Origin of the sequence: Ochrobactrum sp. SSR, assembly GCF_030067775.1 — a bacterium.
In the GTDB taxonomy this organism is placed as follows: Bacteria; Pseudomonadota; Alphaproteobacteria; order Rhizobiales; family Rhizobiaceae; genus Brucella; species Brucella teleogrylli.
In genome coordinates, this window is sequence record NZ_CP125971.1 from 314901 (window position 1) to 327870 (window position 12970).

Here is a 12970-nt window from a genome sequence, read left to right on the forward strand (position 1 = left end):
ACGTCTGCCTGCGCGAGACTCCATAACCATGCAATTGCTTGCTCTTTCTATCCTGAACCGTCTGGTTCTCGCGACGGTGACCCTGTTTGGGGTTGCAGTTGTGGTTTTTGTCCTGTTGCGCGTCGTTCCCGGCGACCCTATCGCCATGATGATCTCGCCGGGCGCTACACCGGAACAGATCGCGCAGCTTCGCGCGAACTATGGACTCGATGGCAGTATCTTCAGCCAGTTCAGTATCTGGCTGACGTCACTGCTTTCAGGAGATTTCGGCACCTCCATCTCGCTGCGCCGCAATGTTCTGGAACTGTTGTCCGAACGCCTGCCAGCAACCCTTGAGCTCGCCTTCATCGCACTGATCTTCGCTATTCTGCTCGGCGCTGCCGTGGCGATTGCTGGCACGCTCGTGCGCCGCACCCCTGCCGAACCCGTCATCGATACCGTCAACGGCGTGGTGTTGGCTGTGCCCGACTTCGTCTGGGCACTGGCACTTGTGTTGGTGTTGGGTGTGTTCTTCCCCATATTACCTCTGTCCGGGCGGATCGATCCGAGCGTGCAGAGCAATTTTGCAACCCCCTTCTATCTGTTCGAAAGCCTGCTATGCCTGCGCTTCGCGCAGTTCGCCGACATCGCCGCCCATATGACCATGCCAGTACTGGCGCTCGGTTTGCCGCTCGCGGCGATTATCGCCCGCGTGCTGAAGGAGGCGCTGCTCGAAGCCATGGTGCAGGACTATGTGCTGCTCGCCAAGCTCAAGGGCATGTCCTCGTTACGGCTGGTGTTGCAAGAGGCATTGCGCAATGCCGTTGGCCCCACCATCGCGCTGACCGGAGTGCAGTTCACCTTCCTGATCGGCGGCACAGTCATCGTTGAGCGTATCTTCGCCTATCCCGGCATCGGCAATATGGCAATCGACGCTGTCATCAACCGCGACCTGCCACTCATTCAGGGCCTTGTCCTCGTCTTCGGCGCCCTGTTCATCGTTATCAATATTCTGGTTGACGTCCTCGTCGCCGCATTCAATCCGAGGCTGCGCCATGGTTAAGTCACTGCGCGCGGCGCTTTCTGAACCCAAGGTAATTCTCGGCGGCGGCTTTATCCTCTGCCTTATATTGGTCGCGATCTTTGCGCCGTGGCTCGCGCCCAAGGATCCGCTCGAACAGGACCTGATGCTCGCCACGCTGCCACCAGCAGGCTATGCTGGCACTGAGCCCGGTTACTGGTTCGGCACCGACGATCTTGGTCGCGACGTGCTTTCGCGCCTGATCCACGGCACGCGCGTCGCCTTGCTGGTCGCCTTCATCGCCGCAGGTCTTGCGGCGCTGGTTGGCACCGCACTCGGGCTGCTCGCAGGCTGGTATCGCGGCTGGGTCGACTCCGTCATCTCACGTCTCGTCGACATCTGGATGGCGTTCCCGCCGGTACTGCTATCGATCCTGCTGGTGGCAGTCTTCGGCGCGGGCGTGCATTCGGTCATCGCAGCCATCGTCATCATCGACTGGACGCGTTTCTGTCGTGTCGTCCGTTCGGAAACGATGGCGCAGGCGCGGATGGACTATGTAACGGCAGCGCAAGTTCTAGGCTTCTCCCGCTTCAAGATCCTGATCGGCCAGATCCTGCCAAATGTCGCCCCGGTCCTGATCGCGCTCATCAGCCTGGAAATGGGTATCGCCGTCATCGTCGAGGCTATTCTCTCATTCGTCGGTCTTTCCGTCTCGTCCGACACGCCAACCTGGGGCGGCATGATCGCGCAGGGTCGACAGATCATCTATCAGGGATGGTGGGTATTGGTGGCGCCTCTCGTGATGCTTTTCCTGACCGTTCTTGCCTTCAACCAGCTCGGCGACGGCCTGCGCCGCGCCCTTGACCCGATGATGCGCCGATGACCGAACCCCTTCTCTCCATCAACAGCCTGTCGGCGGTCTCGGATCGGGATGGCGGCTCGCCCATTCTTCGTGATGTCGCATTGACACTCGGGCGCGGCGAGGTCCGCGGCCTCGTCGGTGAGAGCGGCGCCGGCAAATCGACCATCGCCAAGGCGCTGCTTGGTATCCTGCCGCGCACGGTCCGCATTACCCGCGGCACCATCAATTTCGAGGGCCGCGACCTCCTGACCATACCGGCTCCCCAATTACGCCAGATTATGGGCAGTGAAATCTCGCTCATCCCGCAGGACCCGCAGACGGCGCTTAATCCAGGCCGTCGTATCGAGGCCCAACTGACCGACGGCTTGCGCCTCAAGCGCGGCCTGTCGAGCAAGGCGGCCCGTGAACGCGCGCTGACCCTGTTGGAGGAAGTGCATATCCGCGATCCGGAGCGGGTTTTGCGCGCTTATCCGCATGAGCTATCGGGCGGCATGCGCCAGCGCGTGCTGATTGCCTCGGCATTTGCGCTCGAACCCAAGCTTGTGATTGCCGACGAACCGACAACCGCGCTCGACGTGACCGTGCAAAAGCAGATTTTGCGCCTTATTCGCGGCATGCAGCGCGCTCATGGCACGGGCGTCATATTCGTGACGCATGATCTGGGCGTGGTTGCCCAAATCTGTGACAGCGTGACGCTGCTCTACTCCGGTAAAGTGATCGAGCAGGGCAGCACCGCCGATGTCCTGCAACGACCCAAACACATTTACACCAAGGCGCTGATGGCGGCTGGCCCGCGCTACGACCGCCCCAATAGTGGCTTGGAGCCGGTGCCACAGTCGGTGTTCGAGCAACTGCGCGCCGAGATCGGAAAAAGCTGATGACCAACATGCTTCTCACAGCTCGCGGCATAGAAGTCGCTTACGGTGCGGGTGGCCTTTTCAGCAAGTCTGCTGGCCACAAGGTGCTGCATGGCATCGACATCGACATCGCGCGCGGCGAAACGATCGGCATCGTTGGCGAGTCCGGCTCGGGTAAGACAACGCTTGGCCGGGCGTTGCTGCGCCTCGTGGATACCTCCGCGGGCGAAATCCGGTTCGACGGTCAGGATATCACCAGTCTGCCCGATAACAGGATGCGACCACTGCGCCGACGTATGCAGATGATCTTCCAGGACCCGATGGCATCGCTCAATCCGCGCCATTCCATTCGCCGCATTCTGGTGGAGCCAATGCTGTTGCACGGATTGGCGGCCAACGCCGCTGAGGCAGAGTCGAAGGTTCTCAAAATTCTCGACCGCTTCACCCTGCCCCAGGTCGTGCTTGGCCGCAATGCCCACGAACTCTCGGGCGGTCAGCGCCAGCGAGTGGGCATCGCCCGCGCCGCCCTTCTCGAACCGGACTTCGTTCTGGCTGACGAAATCGTCTCCGGCCTTGACGTTTCGACGCAGGCGCAGGTACTCAACCTGATGAAGGACCTGTCGCGCGATATGGGCCTTTCCATGGCCTTCATCAGTCACGATCTTAGCGTCATTCGGGCCATCTGCGACCGCGTCTATGTGCTTCGTTTCGGCAAGGTCGTCGAAGCAGGGGCGTGCGAACAAGTCTTCGCTGATCCGAAGTCAGCCTATACCCGCGCGCTGCTCGACGCGATCCCACTGCCGGAAATCGACCCGGAATGGCTCGAGCGCGAAGCACTGCCCGAACCCCACTGACAATCAGCGCCCGAGCAGCGTTTCGAGATTAATCGACTCGGCCATTGTCAGATTGCCCTTATCGCCGGGGTGAAGATGATCGCCGGAATCGAAAGCTGGCGCGATGCGGGCGTTATTGTCTGGATCGCGAAGAAGCGCATCAAAATCGACCACCGCGTCGAACGCACCGCTCTTGCGAATCCACTGATTGATCTCGTTGCGAAGCGCGTCCTTGTCGGCGTTGTAGTAGCCCTCGAGTGGGGTCCCAGAAAGCGCACCCTCGAATGGTGTCAGTGTTGCGCCAATGACACGGATGTTGTGCGCGTGTGCCAACGCGATGAGCTGCCCGTAGCTCTCGATCATAGCCTCAACGCTCGGTCGCTTGGAGTTCGGAGCAAAGGCAGTGCCTGGCCACGAAATATCGTTGATGCCGATGAATACGATGAGCGCCTTCACGTTGGGCTTGGACAGTACATCGCTCTCCAAACGGGCAACTGCGTTAACACCCATTTTGTCCTCGAGCAGGCGGGCGCCGGAAATACCCGCGTTAAGGACGGCGATGCGTCGGGGCGCAAGCCGCTTTGCAAGAAAATCGGGCCAGCGCGAGTCTGCATCCACTGTCGCTCCGTTACCATCGGTAATGGAATCGCCGATGATGGCGACTGCACCTTCGTTAGGGGTATCGACCAGAACGTCTGTTAAAAGAATGCGTGCATCGGTCGTGTCAAATGCCGGGAAGTCGCCCGCCGCAGTAAGGTTACCATTGCCGAACCATGCTGTCTGACGGCCATCCCAATGAAAGGTGTCCAGAGCCGTTTCATCCGGCAGAAAAATGGAAACCGCGAGCCGCGATTGCGCATCGGTTTGCAAATCCACCGGATCACTAACCACCGGTGCGCCGGGCAGCATGACGACGCTCGATTTACCGCCAAAAGTGAGCTTTCGGATAGTCGACGGGGCTACTGCCGCCTGCTGACCAGCGGGGGCAACGCTGGCTGCGCCAATTTTCAAAGGCTGTTTTCCATAGATGTTTGAGAAAACGAACCTCAGTCTCATGCCTCCAAGACTAATTCGAACAATCTGGCGGAAAGTACGATCTTTCACCCTTGCAGGGATTTTTGTCGGGAATGCGAAATCCCCTCCCCAGACCGGTTGTGGACTGGCCGTCCACGTGCCGACCCACTGCCCATCATCGGCGATCGCGGGCGCTGGGCCGAGAAGGATGGCCCCCATAGCCAGGGCGCTTGCAATCCAGCCAGTAAATAGGAATTTCCGACCAGCTCGACGGCCAGTGCGCGCGCTGTTTAGTCGAAGCGACATTATCTTCTTATCCTCTCGTTACGAGCGCATCGCTTGGGCGATGCATTTTGCTCGCGATGTTTCGTTCGCGAGAGAATAGATCGTGTTACGATAGTGATATAGATTGCTTACTGTAATATCATTTGTGAATTCAAAGACCAATTCCAGCATCACCGTCGTCGCGCTTCCCTCATCAGCTAAAGCGTGTCGCATTTATTCGGCCTCATACCCAGCAGCCTTAAAGAAGTTCTGGCATTCATTGATGGAGAAGAGACTGATGATATCGCCAAGTGCTTTTGAGATGGCGTCGAAGCTGCGTGCTGCTCGCTTTCTCAGAAGTGCCTTGAGTTTTGAGAAAGCCATTTCGATTGGGTTCAGGTCCGGCGAATAGGGCGGCAGGAAGAGAAACCAAGCGCCCTTTGCCTTGACCAGTTGCTCAGCCTTCCGGCTTTTGTGGAAGCCGACATTGTCGAGGATGACTATATCACCGGCTGACAGTGTCGGCACAAGCTGTGTCTCGATCCAGGTTTCGAAGATGCGGCTGTTCATCGGTGCATCGACGATCCATGGCGCGGTCAGGCCATGGCAGCGCAGTCCGGCAATGAAGGTTTGTGTCTTCCATTTTCCGAAGGGCGCATAGGCGGCAAAGCGCCTGCCTTTGGCAGACCATCCGGTGCGTTTTGTCAGGCGCGTATTCGTGGAAGTCTCATCGATAAAGATGAGACGCGACAAGGCCTTGTTGAAGAACCGCTTTCGGCGATTGATCCAAAGATCACGCGCCTTGGCGATCTCTGGTCTACGCTGCTCGCTTGCCTTGAGGCTTTTTTTTATTGCTCAGCCCAAGTCGATGTAGAAATCGCCCGACCGTGGCGCGGTGGACTTCAATACCGCGCTCCGCGAGCGCAACGCACAGTTCGTCCAAAGTCGTTTCGCCACGGGCGGACATCTGCTCGCGGACCCAATCACCATGAGCCAAAAGCTTCACACTTCCAGGCGGGTGGCCCTGCCTGGCGGCGGCCAGACAGCCGGATGACCGATGCAGGATCATCATGTTGTTGACGAACCGAGGCGAAACACGGAAATGCCGAGCGGCTTCCCGGTGACTATTGCCCTCATTCACAAACGCAACGACACGCTCACGCAACTCAATCGGATGCGGCTTGCCCATGGTGCATCTCCTTCCATGAGACAAGTGAATCACAGATCAAGCCAAACGGGAATCCCGAATCCGGTTAACAGCGACATGCTTTAGTCGACGTATCTAAGGAAAGAAAATGGCGCGCGCTGAAATCAATCGCTCGGGTGAAATGGAAGTGTTTGTCTGCGTGGTCGAGCGGGGCGGATTTTCGGCGGCGGCACGCGCCTGTCGCATGACACCGTCCGCAGTCAGCAAGTTGATAACACGGTTAGAGACCCGCCTTGGCGCACGATTGGTGAACCGCTCCACACGAGCGTTCCAACTCACCACGGAGGGATGCGTGTTCTACGAACGCGCCATGCGAATTCTCGCAGATATCGCCGACGCCGAGAGGAGCGCGAGCACAGGGGAAGAGCCCGTCGGTCGCATCCGCCTCAACACCAGCGCATCCTATGCCACCCATATCCTCGCTCCTATTCTTCCGGAGTTTCTGGCGCAATTTCCCGGTGTCTCGCTTGATCTGATACAAACTGACACCGTCGTGGATTTGCTTGCCGAAAGAACCGATGTAGCGGTGCGTGCGGGACCGCTGAAGAGTTCGAGCCTTGTTGCGCGAAAACTGGGCGACTCCGCCATGCTGATTGTTGCCGCCCCAGCCTATCTCGACCAATTGGGCGAACCGAAAACAATCGAAGACCTTGAAGGCCACAACAGGCTCGGCTTTGGCTATGTCCGCTCTGGGGATGGCTGGCCTCTCATGCGGAATGGGGAGACCGTCGTCGTACCTACCGTTGGACGTATTCAAGCCAGCGACGGCGAAGCTCTGCGGCGACTGGCGCTGAGCGGCGTGGGCCTTGTCCGCGCGCCGAACTTCACCGTACGGGAGGACATTGCAAGTGGACGTCTCGTACCGGTTTTGGAGGAATTTAATCCCGGGGATCGGGAATCCTTCCACGCCATACATATCGGTCAGGGCGGCCCACTGCCCTCCCGCGTGAGGGCACTTCTCGACTTTCTGGCCCTCCGAAGAAGAGTTTCGTAGCATCAACGCGCCTGAACACCTTATTTAGTGATGCTGGACCAATATGTCTTGTTACAGCTTCTCAGCAGTCATCATTCGAGCGAGAAAACCGCGGATGATCGGCAGCGCTTCGTCAAAATAGGTTTCCAACAACCAGTGGCCTGCTTGTTCCAGAAAATTAACCTCAGTGTCCGGCAGATCGCTTCGATAGGCGCGCGCAGAGTCTGCAGGCATATAGCCATCCTGCGGCCCCCACAGGATCAGGGTCGACGGCTGATCTGCACCAAACACCGCCCCCTCCCATGCAGCAACAGTGAACTTTCCTCAATTCACGCTTCACGTTGATGCATTTCATCTTCCATACTAGTCTACCATCTGCTAGTGAGAGGATAATCTATGGAGGCAAAACGTGCGACAGACTTGGAGATGGTTCGGTCCAAAGGATCTGACGTCAATTGACGATATGCGGCAGGCCGGCGTGGAGGGTGTCGTTTCAGCCCTGCACCACATGCCAACCGGCGAGGTATGGACTGCGGACGAAATTGCGCTGCGGCAGGCTCAGATCGGGCGCATGAATGACGGCGCACCCTCCCGCCTCGCTTGGGAAGTGGTGGAAAGCCTGCCCGTATCTGAAGATATCAAACGGCAGACTGGTGACTGGAAGACCCATATCGCCAACTGGAAAACCAGCATGACCAATCTCAGCCGCGCTGGCATAGAGGTCATCTGCTATAATTTCATGCCAGTGCTGGACTGGACGCGCACAGATCTCGCCTTCCGTCTGGACAGCGGCGCGACATGCATGCGCTTCGATCTCATCGATTTTGCCGCTTTCGACATTTACATATTGCAACGCAAAGGCGCAGCGGAAAGCTTCCCTGCCGATGTGGCGCTTGCCGCAAAAGAGCGCTTTACAACGATGAGCGATGCGCGGCGCGAGGAACTCGCCGCCAATACCGTTTACGGTCTGCCGGGTGCAGCCGAAAACTTTACCCTTGCCGATGTGCGCGACCAACTGGCAAAATATGACAATATCAGCGCGGACAGGCTGCGTCGTCATCTTATTGATTTTCTATCGGAAGTGTCTCCGCTTGCCGAGGAACTCGGTATGCGTCTGTGCTGCCACCCGGATGACCCCCCTTTCCCACTGTTGGGCCTGCCCCGCATCATGTCCACCGAGGACGACTACCGTCAGATCATCGAGGCAGTCGATGTTCCAGCCAACGGCATCACGCTTTGCACCGGCTCGCTTGGCACGCGGCGCGATAACGACCTGCCCGGAATGATGCAGCGTCTGGGCGACCGCGTCCATTTCCTGCATCTGCGCAATGTCACGATTGAAGATGCGGGCCAGTATGGCTCTTTCCACGAGGCAGGGCATCTTGAAGGCGGCACGGATATGGTCGCGATGGTCGCTGCCATTCTGGCCGAAGAACGCCGCCGCAAGGCAACAGGTCGTAAAGACTGGCAAATTCCGTTCCGCCCCGACCATGGGCAGGATATTCTGGATGATCTTGGACGACGCGGACAACCGGGTTATCCGTCCATCGGTCGCCTGAAAGGTCTGGCGGAACTGCGGGGAATCATGACCGCGCTGGAGCATCCGTTGACGACAGGAAACGCGTGATGAGACTGTCGGCCAAAAGCAGCCCAACGGATGGAGCCACATGGCCCGCTTATGATCCACAGGCTCTTGATGCAGGTATCCTGCATCTGGGTCTGGGCGCTTTTGCCCGTGCTCATCTGGCCGCCTATACCGACGCAGCCCTGACGCAAACACCGTCTGACTGGCGGATCGTCGGCGTCTCGCTGCGTGGAACCGACGTGGCCGAAGCGCTTAATCCGCAGGACGGCTATTACACACTGATCGTGCGTGGTGAGGAAAGCCGCGCCCACGTCATCGGCTCAGTAAGACAGGTGCTTGCCGGGCCGACGGCTGGCGCTGAAGCGCTGTCTTTTATGACAGAACCCAACTGCCGCATTGTCAGCATCACCGTGACGGAAAAAGGCTATGGCCTTTTGCGCAGCGGTGGTTGCGATCCCGTACATCCCGCGGTCATGGCCGATTTGCAAACGCCGTACCAGCCCCGGGGCGTTCTCGGCCTCATCGCATTGGGTCTCAAACGACGCTTCGAATTGGGCTTACCGGCATTTACCGTCTTAAGCTGCGATAACCTGCCGGATAATGGCGCTTTGTTACGCGCTGCGGTCATCGATTTTGCGACGCGCGCGCATGGCCCTGAACTGTCGAAACGCATCGCGCAGGAGGTCGCTTTCCCGGCAACCATGGTGGACCGGATCACACCGCAACCAACTGACCGGACCCGCGCCGACGCCGCGCGGGCCATTGGGTGCGAAGACGAAGCTGCAATCGAGACAGAACCGTTTTCGCAATGGGTGATCGAGGATCACTTTCCTGCCGGGCGTCCGGCATGGGAGGCGGTGGGTGCCACCTTTACGCAAGACGTCCGCCCCTTTGAAAAAATGAAACTGCGCATGCTCAATGGAAGTCATTCAATGCTGGCCTATGCCGGGTTTCTCTCGAGCAAGACCTATATACGCGATGTAATGGCGGACGCGGCGCTCAACAGGCTGGTGCGGCGCCATTTGCATGCGGCAGCACAGACCTTGACCGCGATGGATACCGATCTGGACGCTTATGTGCAGGCTCTGGCTAACCGGTTTGCCAATCCGGCCATCGCGCACGAAACACGCCAGATTGCCATGGACGGCACCGAAAAAATGCCGCAGCGCATCTTTGCGCCAGCCGTCGAATTGCTGGAACAAGGCGGTGACACTACAGCCTTCGCGTTCGCCACAGCGGTGTGGATGCGTTACGGTCTGGGCCTGCATGAGAATGGCCAGCCATATCCGCTGAATGATCCTCGTGGTGACGAAATCACCGCAGCACTGGCCAGTACAAAGTCCGCATCGGATATATTTGCCGCTTTTGCCGCGTTGCCGGGTCTGCTGCCGCCCAAGCTGAAAGAAGGGCCATTTGCCGAACAGGTGGTTTCACGTCTCAATCGAATGCTTGCCGATAGCATAGTCGCAGCCATACATCATGAAGCGGAGACCTGTTGATCGAGCCGTTCAAAGATCATTGACGATGAGATCGGAATAACGCTGGGCCAGATGTTCGGTGACTTTCAAAACTTCCGAAAGGTGAACATGCACGGCGGCTTCCGCCGCAATCGGATCGCGACGCTTAACCGCTGATAGCATGGCCTTGTGCTGCTCGATGAGCAATTCGACGGGGGTAACATTGGGCAGGCTCAGAAAGCGCAACCGATCAAACTGGGCTTTTTCCCGTTCCAACAGGCTCCATATGTCGCCCATCCGGATTCCATTGGCGACAGTGCGATGAAAGGCATCGTCGGCGATGGTGAAATTCTCAGGAGAGTCCTTTGAGCCTTCCTGCATCGCGATAATGGCGTCGAGTTCAGCCGTTATAGATGCAGCAAGCCCTTCTTCGGCGGCACGTTTGAAAACCGCAACTTCCACCGCATTGCGCACGAAACGCGCGCGCTGTACTGCGGCCAGTGAAATCGGCATGATGAAGGTGCCGCGCTGCGGCCAGACCTCGACAAGCCCCTGATCGACCAGCCGCAACAGGGCCTCACGCACCGGCGTGCGGCTCGTACCGAAATGTCGGGCGAGTTCGTTTTCCGAAACCCGTTTGCCCGGCATGAGACGCAGGGTGATGATATCGTTACGAATGGCGTCGAGAATGCTCCCTACTGTGGGGGGAGCGCCCGCGCCAGGCACCGGCTTTTCGGGATTATGGGTCGATCCGGGAAGCACTGCCATGCGTCAGCCGTCCCAGCCGAGATGGCTCAGGAAATCCTTCGTGCGCGCAGTTTTCGGATTTTCGAAAATCTGCTCCGGCGGCCCTTGTTCGATGATCTGCCCATCGGCAAAGACCACGACCTGATCGGCAACGCGCCGGGCGAAGGTCATTTCATGGGTCACGACAATCATGGTCATTCCGTCATCCGCCAGCCGTTTCATGACATTGAGCACCTCGCCGATGGTTTCGGGATCGAGCGCCGATGTCGGTTCGTCAAAGAGCATGACTTCCGGTTCCATTGCAAGGGCTCTGGCGATGGCGACCCGCTGCTGCTGCCCACCGGACAGGTTGGACGGGAAATTTTCCGCCTTGTCCGAAAGCCCCACCTTGGCAAGCAAAGCCAGAGCGCGTTCCTTTGCCTGCCTTTCCGAAAGGCCCAGAACGGTGGTCGGCCCCATCATGATGTTGCCGAGCGCATTCTTATGCGGAAACAGCTCGAAATTCTGGAACACCATGCCCATGCGCTGGCGCATGGCACGAACCTGTTTGGGGTCCTGCGTTAGCACGGTGCCATCGATCCTGATCTCGCCGCTATTGATTGCTTCCAGACCATTGGTGCAGCGAAGCAGTGTGGATTTACCGGAGCCGGACGGGCCGATGAGACACACGACCTGTCCGCGATGCACTTTCAGGCTGACATTCTTGAGAGCTTCAAATGTGCCATAGGATTTGCAGACATTGCGATATTCAATGACGACATCGCCGGTCTTTACGGGTGCTGTGTTGGAAGATGTCATTCGGTAACCCCGTATTTGCGGTGAATCCAGTCAACAATTTTGGCCTGCGGATAGCCCAGCAGCCAGTAAATCGCGGCCATTGCGGTCAGAAGTTCGATTACGCGGAAAGTCTGCGAGCGGATTTGCAGCGCCGTATGCGCCAGATCACCAACCGCAATCACCGACACCAGCGAGGTGTCCTTGAACAGCGTGACCCATGTGGTTGCCAGCACCGGTAAAACACGGCGCGAAGCCTGCGGCAGCACGATCTTGCGGAAAGCCGTCCATTCGCTCATTCCGAGCGCCAGCCCTGCCTCGGTCTGCCCCTTGCGGATTGAACGGATGCCAGAGCGGAACGTTTCCGAATTATAGGCGGCATTGTTGGCCACCAGCGCGAGAAGCCCAGTCAGAAATGGCGAAAGTGCAAGACCGCTCATCATCGGCAGCACATAGAACGCCCAATAGACGACCAGTATGATCGGCAAATTGCGCAACAGTTCCACATAACAGGTCGCAATTAGCGCGACGATTTTGAAGCGCGATTCCCGCATGACCGCGATCAGGATACCCAGCGGCGTGGCAAACAGCATTGTCAGCACGGTCAGCGCGATGGTGATCAAGGCGCCATGCCCCAATGCGGGCAGGCTTTTCCAGATGATAGACCAGTCGAAACTCATGAGCGCCCCAGGAAGGAAATGCGGCGATAGAGCATGTCGACGCCTCGGGTGAGCGGGAAGATGATGATGAAGTAGAGGATCATGACGGTGGTGTAGGCCTCGACAGGCGCATATTTCTGCCCGGCGATAGCTTCGGCGCGGCGCATGAGTTCTGGTACGGCGATCACGGTGGCAATAGCCGTGTCCTTGACCGCGAGCGACAGCAGCGAGCCGAAGGATGGCAGCATGCGCACGAAAGCCTGCGGCAGCACGATCTTGCGCAGAACCTGCGCCTGCGACATGCCAAGCGCCAGACCGGCGCGAACCTGACCGGGGCGCACGGACTGAATGCCAGCGCGCATCACTTCGGCAACATAGGCGGCGAGATGCAGCGACAGCGAGAACAGCGCCGACCAGAATGGCGGCAGATTGATCCCCGTTGCGATTGGCAGCGCAAAATAAACCCAGACAAGAACCACCAGAACCGGAATGGCGCGCATGGTATCGATATAGAAGATCGTGATGCGGCTCAGCCAGTTGGGACCATAAAGGCGGGCGACGGTGAGCAGCAGCCCCAGAAAAAAGCTCAACGCGCTCACACTGGCGGCCAGCAGAAGCGTCACCACCAAGCCGCTGAGCAGGAACTGCCAGCTATCAAAAATAGCGCTGAAATTGAATTCCATGTGTCAATATCCAGAGATCCGGGACCCTGAAAGTTCTGCCTGAACAGAACATGAT

At 58.3% G+C, this 12970-nt stretch carries 15 protein-coding genes; 7 read left to right on the forward strand and 8 right to left on the reverse strand.

Annotated features, from left to right (window positions below; translation table 11 throughout):
• Positions 1–34: 34 nt before the first annotated feature.
• Genes QLQ11_RS18875 through QLQ11_RS18890 form a run of 4 tightly spaced genes read left to right on the forward strand, consistent with a single transcriptional unit; the run spans position 35 to position 3573 of the window.
• Positions 35–1042 (forward strand): ABC transporter permease, encoded by a 1008-nt coding sequence (locus QLQ11_RS18875; protein WP_371836083.1) that lies wholly within the window; start codon positions 35–37, stop codon positions 1040–1042.
• Positions 1035–1883: an ABC transporter permease gene (locus tag QLQ11_RS18880; protein WP_283735733.1), complete on the forward strand. Its 849-nt coding sequence runs from the start codon at positions 1035–1037 to the stop codon at positions 1881–1883. The genes QLQ11_RS18875 and QLQ11_RS18880 overlap by 8 nt, the downstream gene beginning before the upstream one ends.
• Entirely contained in the window at positions 1880–2740 is an 861-nt protein-coding gene (locus QLQ11_RS18885) for an ABC transporter ATP-binding protein (protein ID WP_140025599.1), read from the forward strand. Before QLQ11_RS18880 ends, QLQ11_RS18885 begins: the two co-directional genes overlap by 4 nt.
• Complete coding sequence (locus QLQ11_RS18890; protein WP_283735732.1) at positions 2740–3573, forward strand: ATP-binding cassette domain-containing protein; 834 nt, start codon at positions 2740–2742, stop codon at positions 3571–3573. Before QLQ11_RS18885 ends, QLQ11_RS18890 begins: the two co-directional genes overlap by 1 nt.
• 3 nt (positions 3574–3576) lie before the next feature.
• Here QLQ11_RS18890 and QLQ11_RS18895 read toward each other — a convergent pair whose 3' ends face one another.
• The 3 genes from QLQ11_RS18895 to QLQ11_RS18905 all read right to left on the reverse strand — a co-directional run bounded on the left by QLQ11_RS18895 (position 3577) and on the right by QLQ11_RS18905 (position 6019).
• Positions 3577–4872 carry an SGNH/GDSL hydrolase family protein gene (locus QLQ11_RS18895; RefSeq protein ID WP_283735731.1) on the reverse strand — a complete coding sequence of 432 codons (1296 nt, stop codon included), beginning with the start codon at positions 4870–4872 and terminating at the stop codon, positions 3577–3579.
• Between the two features lie 192 nt (positions 4873–5064).
• Positions 5065–5583, reverse strand: coding sequence for an IS630 family transposase (locus QLQ11_RS18900; protein ID WP_244597083.1), 519 nt, complete (start codon positions 5581–5583; stop codon positions 5065–5067).
• Positions 5584–5647: 64 nt separating this feature from the next.
• Positions 5648–6019, reverse strand: coding sequence for a winged helix-turn-helix domain-containing protein (locus QLQ11_RS18905; RefSeq protein ID WP_011982874.1), 372 nt, complete (start codon positions 6017–6019; stop codon positions 5648–5650).
• Positions 6020–6125: 106 nt separating this feature from the next.
• Here QLQ11_RS18905 and QLQ11_RS18910 point away from each other — a divergent pair, with 106 nt between their 5' ends.
• Positions 6126–7031 carry a LysR family transcriptional regulator gene (locus tag QLQ11_RS18910; protein WP_283735729.1) on the forward strand — a complete coding sequence of 302 codons (906 nt, stop codon included), beginning with the start codon at positions 6126–6128 and terminating at the stop codon, positions 7029–7031.
• A gap of 51 nt (positions 7032–7082) precedes the next feature.
• On the opposite strand, the gene QLQ11_RS18915 is transcribed toward QLQ11_RS18910, so the two are convergent.
• Positions 7083–7301, reverse strand: coding sequence for an alpha/beta fold hydrolase (locus QLQ11_RS18915; protein WP_209445974.1), 219 nt, complete (start codon positions 7299–7301; stop codon positions 7083–7085).
• Between the two features lie 118 nt (positions 7302–7419).
• Between QLQ11_RS18915 and uxuA the strand changes: the two genes are divergently transcribed.
• Positions 7420–8637 (forward strand): mannonate dehydratase, encoded by a 1218-nt coding sequence (uxuA, locus tag QLQ11_RS18920; protein WP_109366172.1) that lies wholly within the window; start codon positions 7420–7422, stop codon positions 8635–8637.
• Positions 8637–10094 (forward strand): mannitol dehydrogenase family protein, encoded by a 1458-nt coding sequence (locus tag QLQ11_RS18925; protein WP_283735728.1) that lies wholly within the window; start codon positions 8637–8639, stop codon positions 10092–10094. Before uxuA ends, QLQ11_RS18925 begins: the two co-directional genes overlap by 1 nt.
• A gap of 9 nt (positions 10095–10103) precedes the next feature.
• On the opposite strand, the gene QLQ11_RS18930 is transcribed toward QLQ11_RS18925, so the two are convergent.
• The 4 genes from QLQ11_RS18930 to QLQ11_RS18945 are packed head-to-tail and all read right to left on the reverse strand — an operon-like array spanning position 10104 to position 12915.
• Positions 10104–10820, reverse strand: coding sequence for a GntR family transcriptional regulator (locus QLQ11_RS18930; protein WP_371836055.1), 717 nt, complete (start codon positions 10818–10820; stop codon positions 10104–10106).
• A 3-nt stretch (positions 10821–10823) separates the two neighbouring features.
• The gene (locus QLQ11_RS18935; protein ID WP_171317722.1) at positions 10824–11597 is read right to left on the reverse strand and encodes an amino acid ABC transporter ATP-binding protein; all 774 of its coding nucleotides are present in this window, start codon (positions 11595–11597) and stop codon (positions 10824–10826) included.
• Positions 11594–12253, reverse strand: coding sequence for an amino acid ABC transporter permease (locus QLQ11_RS18940; protein WP_109366176.1), 660 nt, complete (start codon positions 12251–12253; stop codon positions 11594–11596). Before QLQ11_RS18940 ends, QLQ11_RS18935 begins: the two co-directional genes overlap by 4 nt.
• Positions 12250–12915: an amino acid ABC transporter permease gene (locus QLQ11_RS18945; RefSeq protein ID WP_283735727.1), complete on the reverse strand. Its 666-nt coding sequence runs from the start codon at positions 12913–12915 to the stop codon at positions 12250–12252. Before QLQ11_RS18945 ends, QLQ11_RS18940 begins: the two co-directional genes overlap by 4 nt.
• Positions 12916–12970 lie beyond the last annotated feature (55 nt).

What these genes read in the sequence shown, in the direction of transcription:
- QLQ11_RS18940 (WP_109366176.1), bottom strand. Translation starts at nt 12,253, where the DNA reads ATGAGTTTCGACTGGTCTATCATCTGGAAAAGCCTGCCCGCATTGGGG.
- QLQ11_RS18905 (WP_011982874.1), bottom strand. Translation starts at nt 6,019, where the DNA reads ATGGGCAAGCCGCATCCGATTGAGTTGCGTGAGCGTGTCGTTGCGTTT.
- QLQ11_RS18895 (WP_283735731.1), bottom strand. Translation starts at nt 4,872, where the DNA reads ATGTCGCTTCGACTAAACAGCGCGCGCACTGGCCGTCGAGCTGGTCGG.
- QLQ11_RS18945 (WP_283735727.1), bottom strand. Translation starts at nt 12,915, where the DNA reads ATGGAATTCAATTTCAGCGCTATTTTTGATAGCTGGCAGTTCCTGCTC.
- QLQ11_RS18885 (WP_140025599.1), top strand. Translation starts at nt 1,880, where the DNA reads ATGACCGAACCCCTTCTCTCCATCAACAGCCTGTCGGCGGTCTCGGAT.
- QLQ11_RS18880 (WP_283735733.1), top strand. Translation starts at nt 1,035, where the DNA reads ATGGTTAAGTCACTGCGCGCGGCGCTTTCTGAACCCAAGGTAATTCTC.
- QLQ11_RS18890 (WP_283735732.1), top strand. Translation starts at nt 2,740, where the DNA reads ATGACCAACATGCTTCTCACAGCTCGCGGCATAGAAGTCGCTTACGGT.
- QLQ11_RS18935 (WP_171317722.1), bottom strand. Translation starts at nt 11,597, where the DNA reads ATGACATCTTCCAACACAGCACCCGTAAAGACCGGCGATGTCGTCATT.
- QLQ11_RS18925 (WP_283735728.1), top strand. Translation starts at nt 8,637, where the DNA reads ATGAGACTGTCGGCCAAAAGCAGCCCAACGGATGGAGCCACATGGCCC.
- QLQ11_RS18910 (WP_283735729.1), top strand. Translation starts at nt 6,126, where the DNA reads ATGGCGCGCGCTGAAATCAATCGCTCGGGTGAAATGGAAGTGTTTGTC.
- QLQ11_RS18930 (WP_371836055.1), bottom strand. Translation starts at nt 10,820, where the DNA reads ATGGCAGTGCTTCCCGGATCGACCCATAATCCCGAAAAGCCGGTGCCT.